Genomic DNA, 24,234 nt, shown 5'->3' on the forward strand with positions numbered 1-24,234 from the left:
CATGGCGAAGCGAAAGCAAAGCGGGTTGTCGCGCCGCTGGGCGGCGACCGTTATCGTGTCGACGGGCAGGAAATCGCGGTGCTGCGTCGCGACGGCCATCGCCTGCGCCTGCAGGTGGACGGTCAGGAGCGCGATGTCGTTTTCGCCTTCACGACCGACAGCCTGCATCTGGCGCTGGGGGCGCTGGATTTCGCCTGCCGCGACATCACCTATCTGCCGCCGGCCGAGGCCGAAGGCGCGGCCGAACGCGAGCTGCGTGCGCCGATGAACGGCAAGATCGTCGCCGTGCTGGCCGCCGAAGGCGAGCGGGTCAGTAAAGGCCAGCGTCTGGTGATCATGGAAGCCATGAAGATGCAGCACGAGATGGTGGCGCGCGTGGATGCCGTGGTCGAGAAGCTGCCGGTGAAAGTCGGCGACCAGGTGGCCACGCGGCAGCTGCTCGCCGCGCTCAATCCCGCGGCGGAATAGCCCATGACCGACGCGTTGCCCGCGCTGGTGCGCCCGATCACCGAGAGGGATGCAGATTCCTATCGCGACTGCCTCGACCGCGTGGCGCGCGAACGGCTCTATATCGCCTTCACCGAGGCGCCCTCGGCGGCCGAGGCGCGTTTCTACGTGAAGGCGATGCTGCAGCGGAACCTGCCTTTCGTGGTGTCGGTGGATGCGCAGAACAAGGTGGTGGGCTGGTGCAACATCCATGTCGCACCGAACAATCCGCTGCGGCCGGGTTTCCAGCATGTCGGCACGCTGGGCATGGGGCTGGACGAACCCTATCGCGGCAAGGGCCTGGGTACCCAGATGATGCAGGCCTGTTTCGACTGGGCCGGCCGCATCGGGCTGGAGCGCATTGATTTGCAGGTCTATGCCAGCAACACGGGCGCCATCGCGCTGTATCGCAAGTTCGGCTTCGTCACCGAAGGCACGCGCATCCGCGCCCGCAAGCTGGACAATCATTACGACGACATCGTGCTGATGGCGCGGCTGCGGCCGCCGTCGGCCGGGTGAGAGTAAAGCGTGTTTGCATAAGCTGTCACCCCGGCTCTCGCGCCATGAACGATGGCGCTCGCCCGGCATGACGCGATCTCGATAAGGAACCGACGGCATGCTCACGAAATCACCCTATTACACGCCGGACCACGAGGCCTTTCGCGATCAGGTGCGGCGTTTCGTGGCGAAAGAGATCGAACCCTTCGCGGATGCCTGGGACGAGGCCGGCGAGTTTCCGCGCGAGCTGTATAAAAAGGCCGCCGGCATCGGCCTGCTGGGACTGAATTTCCCGGAAGACTACGGCGGCGTGGCGGCCGATCGCTTCTATGCCATCATCGCCGGCCAGGAACTGGCGCGCGCCGGCTCGGGCGGCGTGGCCGCTTCGCTGATGAGCCACACCATCGGCGCGCCGCCGATTGCCAAACTGGGCTCCGAGGCCCTGAAGGAAAAAATGCTGCGCCCCGTGCTGGCCGGCGAAAAGATTTCCGCCCTGGCCATCACCGAGCCGGGCGGCGGCTCGGATGTCGCCAACCTGAAGACGGTGGCGAAGAAGGACGGCGACCATTACGTGGTGCGCGGCGAGAAGACGTTCATCACATCTGGCATGCGCGCCGATTTCTATACCGTGGCGGTGCGCACCGGCGGGCCGGGCATGGGCGGCATCTCGCTCTTGCTGATCGAGCGCGACACGCCCGGCTTCACCCGCACGCCCTTGCGCAAGATGGGCTGGTGGGCCTCGGATACCGCGACGCTGCATTTCGACGATTGCCGCGTGCCGGCGGAAAACCTGGTCGGACCGGAAAACCACGGCTTCATGGGCATCATGCTCAATTTCAACGACGAGCGGCTGGGCCTGGCGGCCTCGTCCATCGGCTTCGCCCGCACGGCCTATGAGGAGGCGCTGGATTACGCCAAGCTGCGCGAGACCTTCGGCAAGCCGATCATCAAACACCAAGTGATCCGCCACAAGCTGGTCGACATGGCCCAGCGCATCGAGGCCAGCCAGGCGATGCTGGAACGCATCGCCTGGGCGCTGGACCAGGGCGAACATCCGATCCCCGAATTATGCATGCTGAAGAACCAGGCCACCCAGACCATGGCGTTCTGCGCCTCGGAAGCCGTGCAGATCCTGGGCGGCGCCGGCTTCATGCGCGGCGCCAAATCCGAGCGCATCTACCGCGAGGTGAAGGTGAATGCCATCGGCGGCGGCACGGAAGAGATCATGAAGGATCTCGCCAGCCGCCAGATGGGGTGGTGAAGATTAATTATGGAAGTTTGTTTTGATCTGCGTCGAATCACAAAGAAGATGCCTTCAAGATTCGTGCGGGCAAATTGGAAATATTTTTCCGAATCGGCAGCGGTGAGTTTTGAAGAAGCATATAAGGATGTGAGTAGTTGGCTTGTGGAGTGTGTTTTATCTAACGGTCAAGTAAGCACGCTCTTGAAGTGTCAACTGGCCGAGTTGTTAAGGTGGCGAATTCTTGAAGTGCATTATATATACGACGCCATTGCTGCAACTGAAGGCAAGAAAGACAGAGGGAAGACCGGCGCCGCGAAGGATTTTTCTGGCGCGACACTTAAAGGGTTAAGCAAAAAACATTTCTATGACGATAACTTTGTGCCGAAGAATTTGATCAATTTTTCCAGTAGTCGGAAAGGGGATGAGTTTCACGAGAGCTTCTGGTCTAAGCGTATCGGGCAAGACGTCTCTGAAGTAGCGGACGATTACGCATTGGGGATGATAGCTCACGGCTTTTTATCAAGGCTTGAAGAAAAGACGCTTACTGGGGAATGGATCGTCTTTGCGGATATTGACGGAGTGAAGTATTACTTAACTTTAGCAACACATAAGCTTCCGAAAGAGAAAAAGAGATTACTGCTGGATCGGCGAGTAGACGCGGACTGGGCAATTCTCTTCAATGTGTGCCTCTGCGCGGAAGAGTTTCCCGAGCTGTTAAAGCTTCCGATCTTTCAATAATTGTCCCCCGACAATTCCGCGCTGGCCTTAAATCCCCGCGCGGCCTAGAAAATGGGCAAAGCCCCGCCCGGAGTCCCGCCCATGCAGATGTCAGACATTCCCTTCGGCACCACCGACTGGTCGGCCGTCGAGCCGACGCAGCATAAGGGCGAGACGGGCAGCGCCACCTGGCGCACGCGCACCTTTGGCGGCATCCGCGTGCGCCGCGTCGATTACACGCCCAACTACCTGGCCGACCACTGGTGCGTGAAGGGGCATATCCTGTTCGTGCTGGAAGGCGAGCTGGAGACCGAGCTGGAAGACGGCCGCGTCTTCACGCTGAAAGCCGGGCAGTCCTATCAGGTGGCCGATAATGCCGAGCCGCACCGCTCGCGCACGGGCGCGGCCGGCGCCAAGCTGTTCATCGTCGACTGAGCCGCGGATGACCAAGGCCAGCGTGATCGAATCGCCCTATGCCTGGCTGCGGCTGGGTGCGGCCGTGGCTTTGAGCACCATCGGCGGCGTCGGCATGTGGTCGATCGTCGTGGCGCTTCCCGCGGTGCAGGCCGAATTCGGCGTGGCGCGCGGCACGGCGTCGCTGCCCTATACCATGGCCATGGTCGGCTTCATGACCGGCACGGTGCTGATGGGCCGGCTGGCGGATCGCTTCGGCATCATGGTGCCGATGCTGCTCGGCACCGTCATGCTGTCGACGGGCTACGTGGTCACGTCCTTTGCCGATGGCATCATCACCTTTGCCATTCTCTACGGCCTGCTGATCGGCCTGCTCGGCGGCTCGGCGATGTTCGCGCCTTTGCTGGCCGATACCTCGTTGTGGTTCGACCGCCGGCGTGGCCTCGCCATAGGCCTGTGCGCCAGCGGCAATTATTTCGCCGGCACGCTCTGGCCGCCGGTGATCGAGCATTTCATTGCCGAGATCGGCTGGCGCGAGACGCATGTGTGGATCGGCGTCTTCTGCCTGGTCACCATGCTGCCGCTGGCTCTGGTGCTGCGCCGCCGGCCGCCGGCCCAGGCCGCGCCGGCTGAAGCCGTGAATGGCGCGGCAGCCTTCGGCACGCGGCCGCTGGGCCTGCCGCCCAATCTGGTGCAGGGCCTTCTGGTGGTGGCTGGCATGGGCTGCTGCGTCGCCATGTCGATGCCGCAGGTGCATATCGTGGCCTACTGCGTCGACCTGGGTTATGGGCCGGCGCGCGGCGCCGAGATGCTGTCGTTGATGCTGGGTTTCGGCATCGTCAGCCGGCTGGCCTCGGGCTGGATTCTCGATCGCATCGGCGGGCTGGCGACATTGCTGCTCGGCTCGACGTTGCAGGGCATCGCGCTGGCCTTCTACCTGCCCTTCGATGGCCTTGCCTCGCTCTATGTTATCTCGGCGATGTTCGGCCTGGTGCAGGGCGGCATCGTGCCCAGTTACGCTTTCATCATCCGTGAGCTGTTTCCGGCCAGCCAGGCGGGCTTCCGCGTCAGCCTCACCATCTCGGCCACCATGGCCGGCATGGCTCTGGGCGGCTGGCTGTCGGGCGCGATCTTCGATCTCACGGGGTCGTACAAGGCGGCGCTGATGAACGGCATCGCCTGGAACATCCTGAATGTGACGATTGCCGCGCTGCTGCTGCGCCGCATGCTGCGGCAGGGCGAACCGGCGCGGGTGGCGGCCTGACCGATCAGGCCGCCGTGCTCCGCAGGACGTGTTCCGCCGGCGGGTCGAGCAGCCATTCGTTATGGCTGGCGTGCCCGCCGCTGATGGCCGGGCGGATCATGTCGAAGAAATCGGGCTGGCTGAACGGATAGGTCGGGAAGGTCTGGCCGGCCAGTGCCATGGTGATCCGGCCGTTCTGCGCCAGCGGCAGATAGAGCCGGCAGGATTTGGCGATCATGTCGGGCGCGAAGCGGAACAGGCTTTCGAGATAGATCGGCCTGGCATGGTCGCGCATGCGGCCATAAATATCCTGCAGCAGGTCGCGGTAATGCGGCCCACAAACCTCGTCGAGATAACGGCCGGTGAAATCCTCGCCATACCGTTCGCGGATTCCGGTGCCGATCAGGCGGTAGCGGATGCGCGGCAGCTCCCCTTCCAGTTCCACCAGCAGCAGATGCGGCAGCAGCGTCCGCGGCATGTCGAGCGGGTCGATGTCCTGGCGCTCGGGCACCGGGCGGCCATGACGGCGGCTGCACCAGTAGCCATACAGGCTCTGGAGCAGCGGATCGGGCAGGGTGGGCAAGTTCGACATCGCAACCATGGGGTCAGGACGATACAACTGACCCGATAATAGATTGCAGGGTTGTAATTTTATAAGTTAAGAAACGATAAGCTCTGCGTCCGGACAGGCCAACCCGGCCGGGCGCTAAGCCAGGATTCCGGGGTTTTCAGGCCATATCCTCACGCCAAGCCGGCCCGGCCGGTTTTGCCGTTGCCCGGCATGCGCTGCGACGTGGTATCCGGGCGCTCATCCGCGCGCAGGCGGGTCGCGGTCAGCTCGCCAGCCTGCTCCAGGATCGGATAAGCCACGGCGGTCAGGTGGCTGTTGATCCGTTTCAGGTCGCGGATGATGTCGAGATGGATCGAGCTGGTCTCGATACTCTCGGCGCGGCCCTCGCGGATGCGCTGGTAATGGCTTTCGGCGGCCAGCTGCTCGGCGGCGCGCAGGTCGGCTTTTTCCTGCAGCAGCTGCCGCGCCAGCTTCACGTCGCCCGACATGAACAGGTTGCAGGCCATCTGCAGGTTGGCGGCGACGCGATGGTGGAAGCCGGTCAGCTCGGCCAGGCCTTCCCTGCTGAAGGCCAGCTTGTTCCTGATCTTCTTCTGCGCCAGCTCCATCAGGTTCTTGTCGATGATGTCGCCGATATGCTCCAGGTTGGTGGTGAAGGTCAGCACGTCGACATAGCGGCGGCTCTCGGCTTCATCCAGACCGTGCTTGCTGATCTCGGTGAGATACAGCTTGATCGCCTCATGCAGGCCATCGACGGTGTCGTCGGCCTGCTCCACGGCCTTGGCCAGCTTGGCATCGTCGCGGCTGAACACCGTCATGGTGTCGTCCAGCATGCGGGATACGGAATCGCTCAGGCGCAGCGTCTCGCGCGCAGCCGCCGCCAGCGCCACGCTCGGCGTTTCCAATGCCGATTTATCCAGATAGCGCGGCCTGGCGGCATTCTCGGCGGCCGGCGGATCGGGCAGCAGCCGGCGTGCCAGCCGTTCCAGCGGCGTGACGAGGGGCAGGAAAACCAGCGCCAGCGCGAGGTTGAAGGCGGTATGCGCATTCACCGCCAGCCGCGCGGCATCGGCGCTTAAATAGCCCAGCCAGTGCGGCAGCTGCGCCAGGAAGGGCAGCACGGCCAGCGTGGCGATCACGCGCGCGATCAGGTTGGCCAGTTGCGCGCGGCGCGCCGCCGGCGGCTGGCCGGCGCTGGCCACCAGCGGCGAGATCGCGGTGCCCAGATTGGCGCCCACCACCAGCGCGATGGCCAGCGTGGCATCCACCGTGCCGGCCTTGGCGAGCGATGCCGCCAGCAGCACGGTGGCGAGGCTGGCATGCGACAGCCATGTGAGCAAAGCGAAGACCAGCACGCCGAGCAGCGGTTCACGCTCCAGCGGCTGCAGCACGACAGCCAGGCCCGGCGCGTCGCGCATCGGCGTCGAGGCGGCGATGATCATCTCCAGCGACAGCAGCATGAGGCCAAGGCCGATCAGCAGCCGGCCGACATGGCGCGGCATGCCGCTTTCGGAGGCGAAAAAGCCGATCACGCCGAGGATGATGCTCAGCGGCGCGAGCCAGTGCAGGTCGAGCGAAAGATACTGCGCGGTGATCGAGGTGCCGATGCCGGCGCCCAGCAGCACGGCAATGGCGGCGCCGCCAACGATCAGGCCGCGGCCGGCAAACGACGACACGATCATCGCCGTCGCCGTGCTGGATTGGAGCAGCGCCGTGACGCCGATGCCGGCGAGGAAGGCGGAGAAACGGTTGCGCAGCGCGCCGCTCATGTAGCGCCGCAGCTGGGCGCCGAAGGCACGCGTCATGCCGGTGCGCACCATGCGCACGCCCCACAGCAGCAGGGCGATGCCGGCGGCCAGGTTGAGCAGAAGTTCGGTCGCGCCGGGACTGGAACCCATCATCATCGCGTTGCCCCCCACCCGTGGCGCGACATCAAAGCGGGGGGCAGCCCCTCGCTGCGGGCGCCGTCAGGGTCAGGATCGGGATCGCGGAAAACAGCCATTTATTCTAAATCCAGTCGGACAGGGGGATGATTGTTACAGAATCATTACACCCATATGACAGCGGGTCCAAGGGCTTTCGGCGTAACACCGGGCTGGTTGTCGCGCTGTCGGGATACCCATATCCCGCAACAAGGCACCCATATCCTGCAACTCGCTGACACAATAAGTGCAAATGCGAGACCAGGAACCTTAAGGTCCAGTAATGGCTGAATTGGGGCGCCTGGACAGTAGTGCCCAGACACAGATCGCGGGCTTACGCAGTGTGGGCCGATGCTGGTAGCAAAGATCGAACCAGCCACATGGTGTCGTCGGCGCGTGACGCCGAACCTAGTAGCCCAATATCCTATTTATTTGGGAGAGACTGCTTAATTGCAGACATTTCATTTTCAAGGCGCTGCACCCTCATTCGCACCTCGTCAAGCGGATCGTAATCCAGCGCCTTGTCGAATTCATTAAGCGCCGCATAGAGCCGCTTCAGAATGCCGACTTTATTGCCCTGATCTGTCTGCATGACGAATCCTTTTTTACTGCGTTAATGCCCGTCCGACGTTTCGGATAGGGCCACCGGTTAGACTGGCAATCCCATCTGTTTGCGCAGGCTTTTGTCGAACGGGACTTCAGGTACCAGTCGGCGCAGGAGACTGACTTTCCGCGCCATCTTTCCGGCGGCATAGCGGCGCTTCGGGCTGGCGTCAGTGGCTGCCTTAACTACAGTCTCCGCGACCACCTCAGGTGCATCGCCCGCTTCGATGGATTTGCGCATATGTTCGATCATATCTGTGCGGGCCTGATTATAGGCGTCGAGCGGCCGATCTGGCTTGGCCTGATTCTCGCCAAATGCCGTGCGGGTATGGGCAGGCTCAATCAGAACCACACGAATGCCGAAGGCGCGCAGCTCGTGGTCGAGCGATTCAGAGTAGCCCTCAATGGCATGCTTGGTAGACGAATAGAGCGCTGAGTAGGGAGCTGGGATAAGGCCGAGCAGAGAACTCATGTTGATGATGCGCCCGCTCCCTTGGCGCCGCATGATCGGTAACACAGCGTTTGTCACGCGAAGGACGCCGAATACATTGATATCGAAAAGCGTTTTCGCGGCGGTGATTGAGAATTCCTCGGCACCGCCTAGTAAACCGGCGCCGGCATTGTTGACCAACAGATCTATACGCCCAGCTTTGGTTTTCACCTCATCAACGAGCTTGGTTACCGACGCATCGTCTGTTACCTCGCAGGTGAGCATTGTGATGCCGTCCACCCTTGCAGTATCAGGGCGGCGACTGGTGCCGAACACGCGAAAGCCCGCAGCCTGCAAGGCATGGGCTGTTGCATAACCAATACCGGTGGAAGCTCCAGTCACCAGGGCGACACCACGATTACGATTGCTCATAGGCTCATGTCTCATGAAGTTGAGGGCGGTAGACGAGTTGCGATATGCCTAAGCCGAGGCCCGCGCCTGTATCGCGCGAACCTGTTCGGCAGCGGAATCCAGGAAACCCTGGGCAAGTTCTGGGTCGTTCACCACGCGCGACAACGTCATGGCGCCGATCATCGTGGCCAGGATCGCCATGGCCTTACTGTTGGGACGCTCCTCAGTTGTCTCGCCAATCATGTGATTGAGGACATCGAGATGCGATTTGATTCCGGCTTCGAAGGCCGCCTTGATGTCGCTGCTCTGCCTGGCAGCATCTGAGCCGAGCGCGACGATCGGGCAGCCGTCCATCCTTTCCTCGCGATGGCCGGAGCTGAGATAGAAGTCCATGACCGCGCCGAGCGGCTCTTCAGGCTTGGCCTGCACCGCGTCGGTCCAGCGCGCGGAGGCGCTCTCCAAGGCGCGCTTAGTTGCCTGTATCGCCAGGTCTTCCTTGGACGCGAACTGCTTGTAAAAGGCCCCCTGAGTGAGGCCCGCGCCCTTCATGAGATCCTTCAGCCCGATCCCGTTGAAGCCGTGCTCCCGGAAGAGGCGGCTTGCGACGTCGATCACAGTTTCCCGATTTTCGGCCGCCTGAACTCGACTGACCCGCATTTCCGTCTCCTTTTTAGATTGCGTCCGTAATCTATAGGCCATATAGAGGTCGAACGCAATCTAAATGACCGAGGCGGCCCATGAAACTCAAACCCATCCTGTTGTTAGGGAGCGCTCTGATCGCGCTAGCAGGTGCAGCGGCTCTGGTTACAGTCGCGATTCGCTCGCATGAGGCTTCTGCCGTCAGCGATCCGAGGCAGGAGCCACCGCTGGTCCGGCTGGCAAACGCAGTCCCAGTCGGCATCTCCGAGCGCGGTTTCACAGGCATCGTTGGCGCCAGGGTGCAGAGTAATCTCGGCTTCCGCGTGCCGGGCAAAATCGAAAAGCGGTTTGTGGACGTTGGACAACAGGTCAAGGCTGGTCAGCCTCTGATGCGGATAGACGAGACTGATCTGCGCCTTGCTCTCACGGCCAAACGCAATGCTGCTTCCGCCGCGCGCGCAGCTGTCGTGCAACTGGCAGCGGATGAACGCCGGTACGCCAGCCTGCTCGACAAAGGCTGGGCCTCAAGTCAGCGATACGAGCAGGCCAAGGCTGCATCGGACACGGCGAAGGCTCAGTTGGCAGCCGCTGAAGCAGAAGCGCGGGTCGCCGAGAACGAGGCAACCTATTCCGTTCTTTTTGCCGACGCTGATGGAACGGTCGTTGAGACGCTGAGCGAGCCGGGCCAGGTTGTTTCTGCGGGACAGATTGTGGTTCGGGTCGCGCAGGCAGGCCCTCGTGAAGCCGTGGTGGCGCTCCCCGAAACGATCCGTCCAGCGGTCGGCTCGAATGCCGAAGCCAGTGTATATGGGGGCAACGGGCGCCGTTATGCCGCGCGTTTGCGGCAGTTGTCGGATGCAGCCGATCCTCAGACCCGTACCTATGAGGCCCGATACGTGCTGGAGGGCGATGCTGCAGCGGCATCGCTCGGTGCAACGATCAGCATCTGGCTCAGGAGCCAGTCAGAGCGGCCGGAGGTCCAGGTTCCGCTGGGTGCACTGCTCGATGATGGCCGCAAGACCGGCGTGTGGATTCTGGATCGTAGCGCCTCGACCGTGCATTTCCGGCCGGTGAAACTCGACCGTGTCGCCAGCGAGATCGCCGTGGTCTCCGGTGTCGATTCCGGCGAAGCCGTTATTGCCCTCGGCGCGCACCTCCTGCACGAGGGCGCTCAGGTCCGGACGGTCTCCGAAAGCCGGAGCAACTGATGACTCTCAATCTCTCCGCGATCGCCGTCCGCGAACGGGCCGTTACTCTGTTCTTCATTCTGCTGCTCGCCGCCGGCGGCGCCTATGCTTTCTTCAAGCTCGGGCGCGCGGAAGATCCCAGTTTCACCATCAAGAACCTGACGGTCACGACAGCCTGGCCAGGCGCCACAGCGCGCGAGATGCAGGATCTCGTCGCCGAACCGTTGGAAAAGCGGCTACAGGAGCTGGCCTGGTATGACCGGGTGGAGACGACCACGCAGCCCGGCTTTGCGTATATGATCCTCACCCTGAAGGACAGCACGCCGCCGTCCGCTGTCCAGGAGGAATTCTATCAAGCCCGGAAGAAGCTCGGCGACGAAGCCCGGAAGCTGCCCACCGGCGTACTCGGGCCCTTCGTCAATGACGAATATGCGGATGTGAGCTTCGCGCTCTACGCGCTGAAGGCCAAGGGCATGCCGATGCGCGAGCTCGTCAGGCAGGCCGAGGTTATCCGCCAGGACGTCCTGCATGTGCCGGGCGTAAAGAAGATCAACATTCTCGGCGAACGCCCTGAACGGATCTTCGTCGACTTCTCCTTCGCCAAGCTGGCGACTCTCGGCGTGGCGGCTCAGGACATTGTGGCTGCATTGCAACGCCAGAATACCGTGACGCCGGCAGGGTCTATCGACACCAAGGGACCGCAGGTCTTCATCCGGATCGACGGCGCCTATGACACGATCCAGGCCATCGCCGATACCCCCATCGTCGCTGGTGGCCGCACCCTGAAGCTCTCCGATGTGGCCGAAGTGCGCCGCGGCTATGAGGATCCTCCCAGCTTTATCATCCGGCATCAGGGTGAGCCGACCATCATGCTCGCCGTGGTGATGCAGGAGGGTTGGGATGGCCTCGCGCTCGGCAAAGCACTGAAGGACAAGGCGGCAGCCATCGCGCCCACACTGCCGCTCGGCATGACGCTCGACAAGGTAAGCGATCAGGCAGACAACATCACCTCGGCCGTCGACGAGTTTATGATCAAGTTTGCGATGGCGCTCGGTGTGGTATTGCTGGTCTGCCTGATCAGCCTGGGTTGGCGCGTCGGCATCGTTGTGGCTGCGGCAGTGCCACTGACGCTGGCCGTCGTCTTCCTGATCATGCTGGAAACCGGCCGGTTCTTCGACCGCATCACGCTCGGGGCTCTCATCCTGGCGCTCGGCCTTCTGGTCGACGATGCCATCATCGCCATCGAAGTGATGGTGGTGAAAATGGAAGAGGGGATGGATCGCATCAGGGCCGCTGCGTATGCCTGGAGTCACACGGCCGCGCCGATGCTCTCCGGAACGCTGGTGACCGTGGCCGGCTTCCTGCCGGTGGGTTTCGCGCCGTCGACGGCCGGAGAATATGCCGGCAACATCTTCTGGGTGGTGGGGTTTGCCCTCATCGTCTCGTGGATCGTGGCGGTGGTATTCACGCCCTATCTCGGCGTTACGATGTTGCCGGCAATCGAGCCTGTCGAAGGCGGCCATCATGCCATTTACGCCACGCCGATGTATCAGCGGCTGCGACAGCTCATCAGCTTCTCGGTCCGCCACAAGTTTCTGACCTGCGGAATCGTCGGCTTTGCCTTCCTGCTGTCCGGTCTCGGCATGGGCGCCGTCAAGCAGCAATTCTTTCCGACGTCTGATCGCCCCGAAGTACTGGTGGAAGTGCGTCTGCCTCCAGGCAGCAGCATCGAAATGACGACGGGCGCAGTGGAGAAGGTCGAAAACTGGCTGTTGCGCCAGCCCGAGGCCAGAATCGTCACCAGTTATGTCGGGCAGGGTGCGCCCCGCTTCTTCCTGGCGATGGCCCCCGAGCTTCCCGATCCTGCCTTCGCCAAGATCGTCGTGCTGACGCCCGATGCCGAGGCGCGCGAGGATCTGAAACACAGGCTTCGCGAGGCGGTATTTCAGGGCCTTGTGCCGGAGGCTCATCTGCGCGTGACCCAGCTTGTATTCGGTCCCCCTTCGCCGTTTCCGGTTGAATTTCGGATCATGGGGCCGGATCCGGCGAAAGTATCGGCGATCTCGGAACAGGCTCTCGAGATTATGCGCGGTGTATCCGATGTGCGGCAGGCGAATCGCGACTGGGGCAATCGCACCCCGGTTCTTCGCTTCACCCCCGATCAGGATCGCCTGAGTCTCATCGGTCTTTCTCCGGCCGAAGTGAGCCAACAGCTGCAGTTCCTGCTGAGTGGTATTGCTGTCACGCAGGTTCGCGAGGATATCCGCAATGTGCCGATCATGGCGCGGAGTGGCGGGCAGCAGCGGCTGGATCCGGCCCGGCTGGCGGATTTCTCGCTAATGGGTCGCGCCGGTCGTCAGCTTCCGCTCGACCAGATCGGCCATTCGGAAATCCGGATGGAAGAGCCGATCTTGAAGCGCCGCGATCGTGTCCCCGTGATTACGGTTCGCTCCGATATCAACGAGGCGACGCAACCGCCTGAAGTCTCGAAGCAGGTGCTGCAGGCCCTTCAATTGTTGATCTCCTCGCTTCCGGCTGGTTACCGGATCGAAATGGCCGGATCAATCGAGGAGGCAGCCAAGGCCAATGACGCATTGGCCAAGATCTTCCCGGCCATGATCGCAGCCACGCTCATCGTGATCATGCTGCAGGTGCGGTCTTTCTCGACCATGACCATGGTGATGCTGACGGCGCCCTTGGGCCTTGTCGGTGTGGTGCCCATGCTGCTGACGTTCAACCAGCCATTCGGGTTCAACGCCATTCTGGGCTTGATCGGGCTGGCAGGCATCCTGATGCGCAACACGCTGATCCTCACCGAACAGATCAAGGAGAACCGCGCGGCCGGCCTCGACGACTATCACGCCGTCATCGAAGCCACCGTTCAGCGAACCCGGCCAGTAATCCTGACCGCGCTCGCCGCCGTGCTGGCCTTCGTGCCCCTGACGCACTCCGTCTTCTGGGGCTCGATGGCCTATACGTTGATCGGTGGTACGGCGGTCGGCACGGTGTTAATCCTGCTGTTCCTGCCTGCGCTCTATGCCGCGTGGTTCCGGGTGAAGGTTCCTAACTTACAAACAAGCAGCGCAGCCATGATATGCGTTTAAGCAGGAATGCCTCGCATAAGAATCGCCGACTTGGCGAGATCGTGCCGATCGGGCTGCGGCAGGGTAGTCGGCTTCCGGTGAATATGGGCAGCGAAAGCGTCATGCCCGGAAAATTTGGGCAAAGTTTCTGTCACGTCGCGACTTTCGGATATTATAACACTTTGAATGATTTCAACGACTTACTTTGCACATTTGTGCAGGCAAAGAAACACTTCAGAGCTGGTTGTCGCGCGAAGCATAAAATGAACACCGTGCAGTCAGCGGTGATCCGCTGTGCGGCTTCAACTTGGACATAGGGCAGGCCGGAGCTTTGGCCGGAATAAGGCGAAGCGGCCGGTAGCAGGGCTAGGAAGCTAGTTTTTTGCAGAGGCTTTTGTTGCTGGTCCGGGACAGGGCCGCCGCAGGCTGTAAGCAGAAATACAATACCCGCAAGTATAAAAAAACCGGGGCACTAGGCCCCGGTATTAGTTGCAGGGAAGAAAACTTTATGAGCGCTTCGGTGGCTGGGCCGGCCAGCTCTTGATCAGCGCGTCATAGTCGATGGTCTCACCCTTTGGCTTTTCGTTGGTGAGCTTGCGCTGCGGCGCCACGTTGCCGTCCTTCTTGCTCTTGTCATACCAGAAGTCAGCCGACTCCTTCTTGTTCAGTTTCGGCCCGCAATCGCCCTGCACCTTGGACTTTTCCAGGCGTTCCAATACCGAATCCTGCGCTGCTGCCAGCGCGTTCATCGCCTGCTGAGGAGTCTTGGCGCCCGAAGAGGCGTCTCCGATATTCTGCCACCAGAGCTGGGCCAACTTCGGATAGTCCGGCACGTTGACACCTGTCGGTGTCCACTGCACGCGCGCGGGCGAGCGGTAGAACTCGATCAGGCCACCGAGTTTCGGCGCCCGTTCGCTGAACGACTTGTCCCAGATGTCGCTCTCACGAATGAAGGTAAGGCCGACATGGCTCTTCTTTAGCGACACCGTCTTTGACACCGTGAACTGGGCGTAAAGCCAGGCCGCCTTGCGGCGATCCACCGGGGTGGATTTCAGCAGGGTCCATGAACCGGCATCCTGGTAGCCGAGCTTCATGCCGTCCTTCCAGTACGAGCCCTTGGGCGAGGGCGCCATACGCCATTTCGGCGAGCCGTCGGCATTCACCACCGGCAGACCAGACTTCACCATGTCGGCGGTAAAGGCTGTGTACCAGAACATCTGCTGCGCAACATTGCCCTGCGCCGGAATCGGACCCGATTCCGAGAAGGTCATGCCGGCCGCATTCGGCGGCGCGAATTTTTTCAGCCACTCGACGTATTTTGCCACCGCATAGACGCTGGCTGGGCCGTTGGTGTCGCCGCCGCGTTCGACGGAAGAACCAACCGGGCGGCAGCCTTCCATGCGGATGCCCCACTCGTCGACCGGCTTGCCATTCGGGATGCCGGGATCGCCGTTGCCGGCCATGGACAACCAGGCATCGGTGAACCGCCAGCCCAGCGACGGATCCTTCTTGCCGTAGTCCATATGGCCGTAGACGCGGACGCCGTCGATTTCCTTCACGTCATTGGTGAAGAATTCGGCAATGTCCTCATAGGCCGACCAGTTCACCGGAACGCCGAGTTCGTAGCCGTATTTGGCCTTGAACTTCTGCTTCAGGTCTGGCCGCTGGAACCAATCGTAGCGGAACCAGTAGAGGTTTGCGAACTGCTGATCCGGCAGCTGATAGATCTTTCCGTCAGGCGCCGTCGTGAAAGAAATGCCGATGAAATCCTTGATATCGAGTGTCGGTAAAGTGACATCCTTGCCTTCGCCGGTCATCCAGTCACTCAACGGAACCGCCTGCTGGTAGCGGAAATGCGTACCGATCAGATCCGAATCGTTGACCCAGGCATCGTAGATGTTCTTGCCCGACTGCATCTGGGTCTGAATCTTCTCGACAACGTCACCCTCCTGGATCAGGTCATGACGCAGCTTGATCCCGGTGATCTCGCTGAAGGCCCTGGCCAGTGTGCGGGCCTCGTATTCATGCGTGGTGATCGTTTCAGACACCACGTTGATCTCCATGCCCTTGAACGGTTCGGCCGCCTTGATGAACCATTCCAGTTCCTTGAGCTGTTCTTCCTTCGACAGGGTCGATGGCTGGAACTCGCTGTCGACCCAGCGCCGCGCCGCCTCCATATCTGCGAAGGCGGGCGAACTGATCATCAATGCCAGCGCCGAGGCGCCGACCAATTGCGATACCTTTCCCATGGTTTCCTCCTGGTTGGTTTTCAGTTTCGTTTACGCACCTGTCGTCAAACCCACCGGAATATGGCGGTGGCCACAAAAAGCGATAATGCCGAGGCGATCAGCAGAAGGTCGGCACCGAAAAGGCCGAGCCAGAGCAGATGCAGGAAGGCGCCGCCAAGCAGCGAGATGAACAGCCGGTCACCGCGCCTGGTCAGGATGCCGAGCGCGCCGCGCTTCTCCGGCTCCGGCCGACGCAGGGCCAGCAGGGTCATGGCGGTGAGGCCGGCGACGAGGACAGCGAAGAAGATGCCGGTCTGCCAGGTCCAGGCCATCCATGCGATATGGTCCATGGCTGCCTCCTCACACGCGACCGAGGGCGAAGCCCTTGGCGATGTAGTTGCGCACGAACCAGATCACAAGCATTCCGGGAATCAGCGTGAGTACGCCCGCGGCAGCCAGCAGGCCCCAGTCCATGCCAGCCGCCGAGACGGTGCGGGTCATGGTGGCGGCGATCGGCTTGGCATCGATGGTGGTTAACGTGCGCGCCAGCAGCAGCTCGACCCAGGAGAACATGAAACAGAAAAAAGCAGTGACGCCGATTCCGCTGGCGATCAGGGGCATGAAGATTTTCACGAAGAAGCGCGGGAAGGAATAGCCGTCGATATAGGCGGTCTCGTCGATCTCGCGCGGCACGCCGGACATGAAGCCCTCCAGAATCCACACCGCCAGCGGCACGTTGAACAATGTATGGGCCAGCGCCACGGCCCAGGGCGTATCGAAAAGTCCGATGGCGGAATAGAGGTTGAAGAAGGGCAAGGCAAACACCGCCGGCGGCGCCATGCGGTTGCTGAGCAGCCAGAAGAACAGGTGCTTGTCGCCCAGGAAGCGGTAGCGCGAGAAGGCATATGCCGCCGGCAGAGCCAGTGCGATGGCCAGAACCGTGTTGATCGCCACATACTGCAGCGAGTTGATATAGCCGGAGTACCAGGACTCATCCGTGAAGATGCGAATATAGTTCTCGAAGGTGACCTGCTTGGGCCACAGCGTCAGACCGGAGATGATCTCGCCGTTGGTCTTCAGGCTCATGTTGACCAGCCAGTAGATCGGCAGCAGCAGGAAGAGCAGATAGAGCAGGATGACAACGGTGCTGCGCCGCATGATCAAGCCCTCCGGTCCGTGTCGAGGTTGAGCATCACCGTGTAGAACACCCAGCAGACGGCCAGGATCATCAGGTTGTAGACGATCGACATCGCCGCCGCCTTGCCGAGGTCGAACTGGCCCAGGGCCAGCTTGACCAGGTCGATGGACAGGAAGGTGGTGGAGTTGCCGGGCCCGCCGCCGGTGACCACGAAGGGCTCGGTATAGATCATGAAGGAATCCATGAAGCGCAGCAGCACGGCGATGATCAGAACGCGCCGCATCTTGGGAAGCTGAATCATGCGGAACACCGCCCAGCGCGAGGCGCCGTCGATCCGTGCCGCCTGATAATAGGCTTCCGGGATGGATTTCAGACCGGCATAGCACAGCAGCGCAACCAGCGAGGTCCAATGCCAGACATCCATCACGATGATGGTGAACCAGGCCGAGGTTGGACCCTGCGTGTAGTTGTAATCGATGCCGATATGATTGATCATCCAGCCGAGCAGGCCGATGTCGCCGCGGGAGAAGACCTGCCAGATGGTGCCGACCACATTCCATGGAATCAGCAGCGGCATGGCCATGATGACAAGGCAGGTGGCGACCGGCCAGCCGTGGCGTGGCATCGACAGCGCGACAGCGATCCCGAGCGGAATCTCGACGGCCAGGATGATCGCAGAGAACAGCAGGTTGCGCCACAGCGCATCGAAGAAACGGCCACCGAGCTCGGTTGAAGGCGACAGCAGTTCCTCGTACCAGCCCACACCGTTCCAGAAGAACTGGTTGTTGCCGAAGGTGTCCTGCACCGAGTAATTCACCACCGTCATCAGCGGAATCACCGCGCTGAAGGCGACGGTCAACAGCACCGGCGGTACCAGAAACCACGCCTTGTTGTTGATCACCTTCTGCATGGCCATCACCCCGCCAGCCGGCCGTCGGCATAAACGAACAGCCGTGCCGGATCGAAATGGAGGCCGGACTGATCGCCGGACACGGCCTCGTCGGCCGGTATGGTGGCGACCAGGGGATGGCCGTCGAGATCGACGCGGGCGAGGCGCATGCGGCCGAGATCGTCGATGCGGCGGATGTGCACCGGCAGGCCGCCGGCGCCGAGACGGGTGAATTCCGGCCGGATACCGAGTTCAGTCTTCTGCCCGACGGGGATGTCATAGGCGCGGCCGAGCGGCACAACATGGGCGCCGATCCGTGCGGTGGCACCATCGATCTGGCAGGGCAGCAGGTTCATGCCGGGCGAGCCGATGAAGTGGCCGACGAAGGTATGCGCCGGACGGTCGAACAGCTCGTTGGGCGAGCCGACCTGGATCACCTGGCCGTTCTGCATCACCACCACCTTGTCGGCGAAAGTCAGCGCCTCGGTCTGGTCGTGAGTGACGTAGATCATCGTCACGTCCAGCTTGCGGTGGATTTCCTTCAGCACCGACCTCAGTTCCCATTTCAGATGCGGGTCGATCACGGTCAGCGGCTCGTCGAACAGGATGGCGGCGACATCGGCGCGCACCAGGCCGCGGCCGAGCGAAATCTTCTGCTTGGCGTCGGCTGTGAGCCCACGCGCCTTGCGCGGCAGGTCGCGGGTCAGGTCGAGCAACCGGGCGATCTCCTTCACCCGCGCATCGATCTCGGCCGGCGCTACGCCGCGGTTGCGCAAGGGGAAGGCGAGATTCTCCGCCACCGTCATGGTGTCGTAGATCACCGGGAACTGGAATACCTGTGCGATATTGCGCTGCTCGGTCGGCAGGGCCGTGACATCGTGTTCGTCGAACAGGATGCGGCCACGGCTCGGCGTCACCAGGCCGGAAATGATGTTGAGCAACGTTGTCTTGCCACAGCCCGACGGCCCAAGCAGCGCATAGGCACCGCCATGTTCCCAGACATGGTCGGATGGCTGCAGCGCCCAGTCGGCGGCATCCTGCGGGTCGGGCCGGTAGGCATGGGCGACATTGTCGAGAATGATGCGCGCCATCCGGTCGCCTCCCTATGCCGCCAAGGCCTGATCAGCGGTCGCCGCTATGCGACCGTCGGCCGCGAAAGCGAACAGCCGACGAGGATCGAGAAAGATGTCGATCTTCTGACCGGGTTCGTACCGTCGCACGCCGCTGGCCAGCGCCACCCAGCGCTGTTCACCAATATCGACATGAACATAGCTTTCCGAACCGGTGATCTCCGACACCGCGACGATGGCGGTCAGCGCCAGGCAGTCGCCGCGTGGCCGGTCCAGCAGCAGATGCTGGGCGCGGAAGCCGATAGTGTAGTCGCCTTCCGGCAGGCTGCGTAATGCCGGCGTGAGCGGCAGCCTGGCACCGGTTTCCAGTATCAATTCGTTGCCGCTGCGCGTCGCCTTCGCGCGATTGAGCGGCGGATCTGAGAAGACGCGGGCGGCGGTCAGGTTGGCCGGGCGATGATACAGCTCGGCCGTCGGCCCATGCTGCGCCACCTGGCCCTGGTACATCGCGATGGTCCTGCCGCCGAGCAGCAGGGCTTCGGCCGGCTCTGTGGTGGCATAGACGAAGATCGATCCGCTGGCGGTGAAGATGCGCGGCAGTTCGTCGCGCAGCTCCTCGCGCAACTTGTAGTCCAGGTTGGCCAGTGGCTCGTCCATCAGCACCAGCTCGGCGCGTTTGACCAGGGCGCGGGCAATCGCGGTGCGCTGCTGCTGGCCACCCGAAAGCTCGGCCGGCAGGCGCTGCAGCATTGGCTCCAGCTTCAGAAGCCGGGCGGCGTCACGCACGCGGCCATCGATCTCGGTTCTCTCCAGCCTGGCGACGCGCAGCGGCGAGGCAATATTCTCATAGACCGAGAGTGTCGGATAATTGATGAACTGCTGATAGACCATGGCGACATTGCGCTTCTGCACCGGTTGGCCGGTGACGTCACGACCATCCACCAGGATCTTGCCGGTGCTCGGCTGGTCGAGGCCGGCCATCAGCCGCAGCAACGACGTCTTGCCCGCCAGTGTTGGACCGAGCAGCACATTGACGACGCCGGGTGTAAGGACCAGCGACGTCTGGGCGAGATAGATCTCGCCGTCGACGATCCGCGTCACATCCTGCAGCACCAGTTCCATCGCTGCGCCTCCTCAGGCCCGCCGCGCCAGCCGGACGGTATCCCGGCGTTCGGCGATCCAGCGATCGAGGATGGCGGCTTCGTCGGCGCTCAGGCGCAGGCCGAGCTTGCTGCGCCGCCACAGCACATCGTCGGCGCTGCTCGCCCATTCCCGTTCGATCAGGTGGTCGACCTCCATCTCGGTCAGGTCATGGCCGAAATTGCGGCCGGGATCGCCACTCGCGGCCTCCAGCATCACGCGCGCATCGGTGCCATAGGCGCGCACCAGCCGCATCGCCCAGGCATCGGTCAGGAAGCCGTAAGTCTGCCGTAGGTCAGCGGCGAGTGCGTTGGCGCCGTCATGGGGCATGTCGCCGCCTGGCAGCGGCGCGGCGGCCGTCCAGGCGGGGGCTACGGTCATATGGTCGGCAACGTGATCGAGCACGGCTTCGGCCAGGCGGCGATAGGTCGTGATCTTGCCGCCGAAAACGGAGAGGAGTGGCGCCTGTCGCCGCGGTGCGTCCAGTTCGAGCACATAGTCCCGTGTGGCTTCTTGCGCGGTTGAGGCCCCATCATCGTATAGCGGTCGGACCCCGGAATAGTTCCAGACCACGTCGGCTGGGCTGATCTCCTGGCGGAAGTATTCATTGGCGGCCCGGCAGAGATAGGCAATCTCCGCTGGCGTCGCCCGCACCTGGGCGGGATCGCCGGTGTAGTCTTGGTCGGTGGTGCCGATCAGGGTGAAATCGTCGAGATAGGGAATGGCGAAGACGATCCGTCCGTCGGCATTCTGGAAGATATAGGCGCGGTCGTGCTCGAACACCCGGCGCACGACGATATGGCTGCCCTGCACCAGCCGTACCCTCGAACTCAGTGGTTTCTCCAGCACGTTTTTCAGCAGGCTGGCGACCCAGGGACCGGCGGCGTTGATCAGCATGCGGGCGGCGACGATCTCGCGCTGGCCGTCCGGCGCTTCCAGCACCAGCCGCCAGATCGAACCGTCGCGTTTCGCCGTCACCAGCCGCGTGCGAGGCCGGATGCTGGCGCCGCGCTTGGCCGCATCGCGCGCGTTCAGCACGACCAGGCGCGCGTCGTCCACCCAGCAGTCGGAATATTCGAACGCCAGGCGATAACCGGCCTTCAACGGCGCGCCGGCAGGATCGCGGTCGAGCCGCAGGCTGCGCGTCGGCGGCAGAATCTTGCGCGTGCCGAGGTGGTCGTAGAGGAACAGGCCGAGCCGCAGAAGCCAGGCCGGCCGCAGTCCGCGATGGTGCGGCAGGATGAAGCGCAACGGCCAGATGATATGCGGTGCCATGTGCAGGAGCACCTCGCGCTCGCGCAGGGCCTCTCGCACCAGGCGGAATTCGTAATGCTCGAGATAGCGCAGGCCGCCGTGAATCAGCTTGGTTGAAGCGGAGGAGGTGGCGCCGGCCAGATCGTGCTGCTCGCAGAGCACCACCGACAGGCCGCGGCCGGCGGCGTCCCGGGCTATGCCGCAGCCGTTGATGCCGCCGCCGCAGATCGCGAGGTCAAACACTGCCCCCACAAATCCTCCCTTCGCCGGCTTTTGCCCGGCAGGTCCAATGGTCCCATTGGTTCGGATTTCACATTAGGGGAAAAAACGAAAGTAAAGATACTACAAACGAAATAGTCGAAACCTCTAATCGAAACTTCCCTCTACCTTTACTAGTTGTGCGTCTGTTTCCTTCACGTCAACTCCGTGGGCATCGAACAGCGTGCGCATCTCTTCGCTGGGCATGCGGTCGGTGACGAAGACATCGATATCGTCGAGATTGGCGATGCGCACGGGTGCCGAGCGTTCGAATTTCAGTCGGTCGGCGACGACAATGACGCGGCGTGCGTTTTCGATGATGGCACGCGACACCCTCACCTCGCGGTAGTCGAAATCCAGCAGGGTGCCATCGACATCGATGGCGGATGTGCCGATCACAGCGGTGTCGACCTTGAATTGCTTGATGAACTCGACAGTCGCGGCCCCCATGATGCCGCCATCGCTCCGCCGTACCGTGCCACCGGCGAGGATGACTTCAATGCGGGGATGTTCATAGAGTTCGGAAGCGACATGCAGGTTGTTGGTGATTACCAGTAGGCTGTCATGACCATGCAGTGCTTTGGCGACCTCTTCGGTGGTGGTGCCGATATTGATGAAGAGCGACGTGGCATTGGCGATCAACTGGGCGGCGGCTTGACCAATCCGCCGCTTTTCCTCTTGCGAAATAAAGCGGCGGGCTTCGTAGCCCACATTCTCGACACCTGAAGCGAGGATGGCGCCGCCATGGATGCGGTTGAGAAAACGTCGATCGCAAAGATCATTGAGGTCTTTGCGTATGGTCTGCGCGGAGACATCGAAGCGCGTAGCAAGATCTTCAACGCTTACTCGTCCGATCGTCTTGGCCAGATTTAAAATCTGACTCTGCCGTCCCGATACTTCTTCAGTCGCCATGATAACGCTGTTCTCCACCAGCCGAGTTTCATCGCATCACAATGTATGCGGTTCATCAGAAGCATGCGCAACCGTGCTCTTCTTGTCGTTGTTTGGCGAACCATCGCCAGGCGCTCAGATATCGTGAAGCCAGAGATCAAATGCCGGACAACACTATGGTAATCATCCCGCAAATTGCGACGCAAGTCTCCGTGACCAGTCGTATCAGAATACCCAGAATTAATTCTTGGCCATGGCAGCGCTTGGCGGAAGTTTGCCGATCTCCATCGGACGGGTTCCCGGGCTCGCTCCGACATCCACGCCGCATCCGGACGGGGCTGCCAGATCTCCGGCTTTTTGCTGATCGGCTTCGTCGGCGTCGACAGCATGGATATCGGGCGTGATCTCGCCCTCAGCTCGCTGGCAGCCGTCATCCTGGGCGGTGTCACATTTGACTCGGGCAAGGAGGGCGTGCTGGGGCCGACCGTCGCGGCACTGATGCAGACATTCAGCTTCAACCTGCTGACCAGCCTGGGTCTGGGTGAACCGGCGAAGCTGATGCTGCAGGGCCTCATTATTGGCGTCGCCGCTGCTGCCTATTCCATCCAGCGCCACTCCTGATCGATTTCCACGACTAGAAGAGAGAAAGACAATGACAGACATCCTGGCCGGTGCAGAACCATTTCGCTTTGAAAGCGCAGGCAAGCCTGCGGTCCTGGTGCTGCATGGATTCACCGGGACAATGCAGAGCATGCGTTACCTGGGTGAGAAATTGCACCGCCGATTTGGCTTCGACATATTGGGGCCACGTCTGAAAGGACACGGCACCTCACCTGACGACATGGCTCTGACGGGTTATCGGGATTGGATCGGATCTGCCGAAGCCGCCCTGCGCGAGCTGGGCGGCGGCTCGCGCAAGGTTTTCATCACCGGCCTGTCGATGGGCGGCACGCTTTGCCTCAATCTCGCCGCCCGGTTTCCGGAATTGGTTGCCGGCATCGTGCCGATCAACGGTTGCGGCGGCAAGCTGGGGCAGACATGTCGGAACTGGTTTTGGCCGGAAACGCTCCAGACCGCATTCCGGGCATAGGGTCGGATATCAAGGCCGAAAACGTATTTGAACTTGCCTACACAGAGGTCCCGGTAAACTGTCTGTGCGAAGCGAGCACGTTAATGGGAGCAACGGGAAACATCCTTCACAAGGTTGTATGCCCGACACTGGTCATCCAGTCCCGCGACGACCACGTTGTTCCACCTTCCAACGGCCCCCTCATCGCTCAGACTGTCGGATCGCGCGATGTTCGATTGCTATGGCTGGCAGATTCCTATCACGTTGCGACGCTGGATAATGATAAGGACTTCATCGTTGAACGCGCCGGCAAGTTCATTTCGGAGATCGCCTCCGATCTCGGCATGATAGTTTAGTATCTTCTGGGGTGCTTGTGTTAGGAAGCGGGAGGCGCGGGACTCCCTGAAAATGAGGCAGGCGGCTTCCGCTTGGCTCTATTTTATGTGCTGTGCCTCTGAGTCTAGGAATTTTGGGCAGACTTAGCATCATCGCCCGAAATCTTGGACTAAGTTAGCGTATCGCGACCCGCTCGGCCGTGAAAACGATCATACTTCTATGACCTAAAGGCCCTTTTGCGGGCGCGTAAAAGCTCAATTTTTGGCTCAGCGTGCATTTAAAAGCTCACGATTTGATGCACATAACAGGCGCCAAATAAGCCTTATTGTATAATAAAAACAACACCTTATGTTACGCAACTGCTTATTTTATGGGTCACGCGACACTGGTTCTGCAATGCAGGGTTCGATGCACAGCGTGCCATCTCTGCTGCACAGGACCGTGCCGCAGCGAATGGCTGGATCGTCGTCGGAATTTCTGCTGATACCAGTCGCGGATGCCTGGCGCCATACAG

General features: G+C 61.7%; 24 protein-coding genes. 11 read left to right on the forward strand and 13 right to left on the reverse strand.

Annotated elements, in window-relative coordinates; translation table 11 throughout:
- From Q1J79_RS16850 to Q1J79_RS16875, 6 genes are all read left to right on the forward strand, one after another.
- The coding region (locus Q1J79_RS16850) for a biotin/lipoyl-containing protein (RefSeq protein WP_300302649.1) at positions 1-468 on the forward strand (468 nt) is incomplete at its 5' end.
- A 3-nt stretch (positions 469-471) separates the two neighbouring features.
- On the forward strand, positions 472-1,005 hold the full coding sequence (locus tag Q1J79_RS16855; protein ID WP_300302650.1) for a GNAT family N-acetyltransferase: 534 nt from the start codon (positions 472-474) through the stop codon (positions 1,003-1,005).
- 97 nt (positions 1,006-1,102) lie between these two features.
- Entirely contained in the window at positions 1,103-2,245 is a 1,143-nt protein-coding gene (locus tag Q1J79_RS16860; protein ID WP_300302651.1) for an acyl-CoA dehydrogenase family protein, read from the forward strand.
- Between the two features lie 9 nt (positions 2,246-2,254).
- Complete coding sequence (locus Q1J79_RS16865; RefSeq protein ID WP_300302652.1) at positions 2,255-2,965, forward strand: hypothetical protein; 711 nt, start codon at positions 2,255-2,257, stop codon at positions 2,963-2,965.
- An 81-nt stretch (positions 2,966-3,046) separates the two neighbouring features.
- Positions 3,047-3,379: a DHCW motif cupin fold protein gene (locus Q1J79_RS16870; RefSeq protein WP_300302653.1), complete on the forward strand. Its 333-nt coding sequence runs from the start codon at positions 3,047-3,049 to the stop codon at positions 3,377-3,379.
- 7 nt (positions 3,380-3,386) lie between these two features.
- Positions 3,387-4,622, forward strand: a complete 1,236-nt coding sequence (locus Q1J79_RS16875) for an MFS transporter (protein WP_300302654.1) — start codon at positions 3,387-3,389, stop codon at positions 4,620-4,622.
- 4 nt (positions 4,623-4,626) lie between these two features.
- Here Q1J79_RS16875 and Q1J79_RS16880 read toward each other — a convergent pair whose 3' ends face one another.
- From Q1J79_RS16880 to Q1J79_RS16900, 5 genes are all read right to left on the reverse strand, one after another.
- Positions 4,627-5,193 carry a PAS domain-containing protein gene (locus tag Q1J79_RS16880; protein WP_300302655.1) on the reverse strand — a complete coding sequence of 189 codons (567 nt, stop codon included), beginning with the start codon at positions 5,191-5,193 and terminating at the stop codon, positions 4,627-4,629.
- A 149-nt stretch (positions 5,194-5,342) separates the two neighbouring features.
- Positions 5,343-7,076 (reverse strand): Na/Pi cotransporter family protein, encoded by a 1,734-nt coding sequence (locus Q1J79_RS16885; protein ID WP_300302656.1) that lies wholly within the window; start codon positions 7,074-7,076, stop codon positions 5,343-5,345.
- A 442-nt stretch (positions 7,077-7,518) separates the two neighbouring features.
- Complete coding sequence (locus Q1J79_RS16890; RefSeq protein ID WP_300302657.1) at positions 7,519-7,686, reverse strand: hypothetical protein; 168 nt, start codon at positions 7,684-7,686, stop codon at positions 7,519-7,521.
- A gap of 57 nt (positions 7,687-7,743) precedes the next feature.
- Positions 7,744-8,559 (reverse strand): oxidoreductase, encoded by an 816-nt coding sequence (locus tag Q1J79_RS16895; protein ID WP_300302658.1) that lies wholly within the window; start codon positions 8,557-8,559, stop codon positions 7,744-7,746.
- Between the two features lie 48 nt (positions 8,560-8,607).
- The gene (locus Q1J79_RS16900) at positions 8,608-9,195 is read right to left on the reverse strand and encodes a TetR/AcrR family transcriptional regulator (protein ID WP_300302659.1); all 588 of its coding nucleotides are present in this window, start codon (positions 9,193-9,195) and stop codon (positions 8,608-8,610) included.
- Positions 9,196-9,275: 80 nt separating this feature from the next.
- Here Q1J79_RS16900 and Q1J79_RS16905 point away from each other — a divergent pair, with 80 nt between their 5' ends.
- Positions 9,276-10,385 carry an efflux RND transporter periplasmic adaptor subunit gene (locus Q1J79_RS16905; protein ID WP_300302660.1) on the forward strand — a complete coding sequence of 370 codons (1,110 nt, stop codon included), beginning with the start codon at positions 9,276-9,278 and terminating at the stop codon, positions 10,383-10,385.
- Positions 10,385-13,468, forward strand: coding sequence for an efflux RND transporter permease subunit (locus tag Q1J79_RS16910; RefSeq protein ID WP_300302661.1), 3,084 nt, complete (start codon positions 10,385-10,387; stop codon positions 13,466-13,468). The genes Q1J79_RS16905 and Q1J79_RS16910 overlap by 1 nt, the downstream gene beginning before the upstream one ends.
- Positions 13,469-13,953: 485 nt before the next feature.
- On the opposite strand, the gene Q1J79_RS16915 is transcribed toward Q1J79_RS16910, so the two are convergent.
- The 8 genes from Q1J79_RS16915 to Q1J79_RS16950 form a co-directional block, all read right to left on the reverse strand.
- On the reverse strand, positions 13,954-15,696 hold the full coding sequence (locus Q1J79_RS16915) for an ABC transporter substrate-binding protein (protein ID WP_300302662.1): 1,743 nt from the start codon (positions 15,694-15,696) through the stop codon (positions 13,954-13,956).
- Between the two features lie 44 nt (positions 15,697-15,740).
- Positions 15,741-16,025, reverse strand: a complete 285-nt coding sequence (locus tag Q1J79_RS16920; protein ID WP_300302663.1) for a DUF2160 family membrane protein — start codon at positions 16,023-16,025, stop codon at positions 15,741-15,743.
- Between the two features lie 10 nt (positions 16,026-16,035).
- Positions 16,036-16,836: a carbohydrate ABC transporter permease gene (locus Q1J79_RS16925; RefSeq protein ID WP_367182999.1), complete on the reverse strand. Its 801-nt coding sequence runs from the start codon at positions 16,834-16,836 to the stop codon at positions 16,036-16,038.
- Entirely contained in the window at positions 16,836-17,723 is an 888-nt protein-coding gene (locus Q1J79_RS16930) for a carbohydrate ABC transporter permease (RefSeq protein WP_300302666.1), read from the reverse strand. The genes Q1J79_RS16925 and Q1J79_RS16930 overlap by 1 nt, the downstream gene beginning before the upstream one ends.
- 5 nt (positions 17,724-17,728) lie before the next feature.
- Positions 17,729-18,793, reverse strand: coding sequence for an ABC transporter ATP-binding protein (locus Q1J79_RS16935; protein WP_300302668.1), 1,065 nt, complete (start codon positions 18,791-18,793; stop codon positions 17,729-17,731).
- Between the two features lie 12 nt (positions 18,794-18,805).
- Positions 18,806-19,894, reverse strand: a complete 1,089-nt coding sequence (locus Q1J79_RS16940; RefSeq protein ID WP_300302670.1) for an ABC transporter ATP-binding protein — start codon at positions 19,892-19,894, stop codon at positions 18,806-18,808.
- Between the two features lie 12 nt (positions 19,895-19,906).
- A complete protein-coding gene (gene glpD / locus Q1J79_RS16945; protein WP_300302672.1) occupies positions 19,907-21,418 on the reverse strand; it encodes a glycerol-3-phosphate dehydrogenase in 1,512 nt (503 codons plus the stop codon).
- A gap of 114 nt (positions 21,419-21,532) precedes the next feature.
- Positions 21,533-22,336, reverse strand: coding sequence for a DeoR/GlpR family DNA-binding transcription regulator (locus Q1J79_RS16950; protein WP_300302674.1), 804 nt, complete (start codon positions 22,334-22,336; stop codon positions 21,533-21,535).
- A gap of 336 nt (positions 22,337-22,672) precedes the next feature.
- Between Q1J79_RS16950 and Q1J79_RS16955 the strand changes: the two genes are divergently transcribed.
- From Q1J79_RS16955 to Q1J79_RS16965, 3 genes are read left to right on the forward strand one after another with little or no spacing between them, the layout of a single operon-like run.
- Positions 22,673-22,936 (forward strand): hypothetical protein, encoded by a 264-nt coding sequence (locus Q1J79_RS16955; protein ID WP_300302676.1) that lies wholly within the window; start codon positions 22,673-22,675, stop codon positions 22,934-22,936.
- Between the two features lie 31 nt (positions 22,937-22,967).
- Complete coding sequence (locus Q1J79_RS16960) at positions 22,968-23,405, forward strand: alpha/beta fold hydrolase (protein WP_300302677.1); 438 nt, start codon at positions 22,968-22,970, stop codon at positions 23,403-23,405.
- The gene (locus tag Q1J79_RS16965; protein ID WP_300302679.1) at positions 23,354-23,740 is read left to right on the forward strand and encodes a hypothetical protein; all 387 of its coding nucleotides are present in this window, start codon (positions 23,354-23,356) and stop codon (positions 23,738-23,740) included. Before Q1J79_RS16960 ends, Q1J79_RS16965 begins: the two co-directional genes overlap by 52 nt.
- The last annotated feature ends 494 nt before the right edge of the window (positions 23,741-24,234 follow it).

Source organism: Ferrovibrio sp., assembly GCF_029255545.1.
Taxonomy (GTDB): domain Bacteria; phylum Pseudomonadota; class Alphaproteobacteria; order Ferrovibrionales; family Ferrovibrionaceae; genus Ferrovibrio.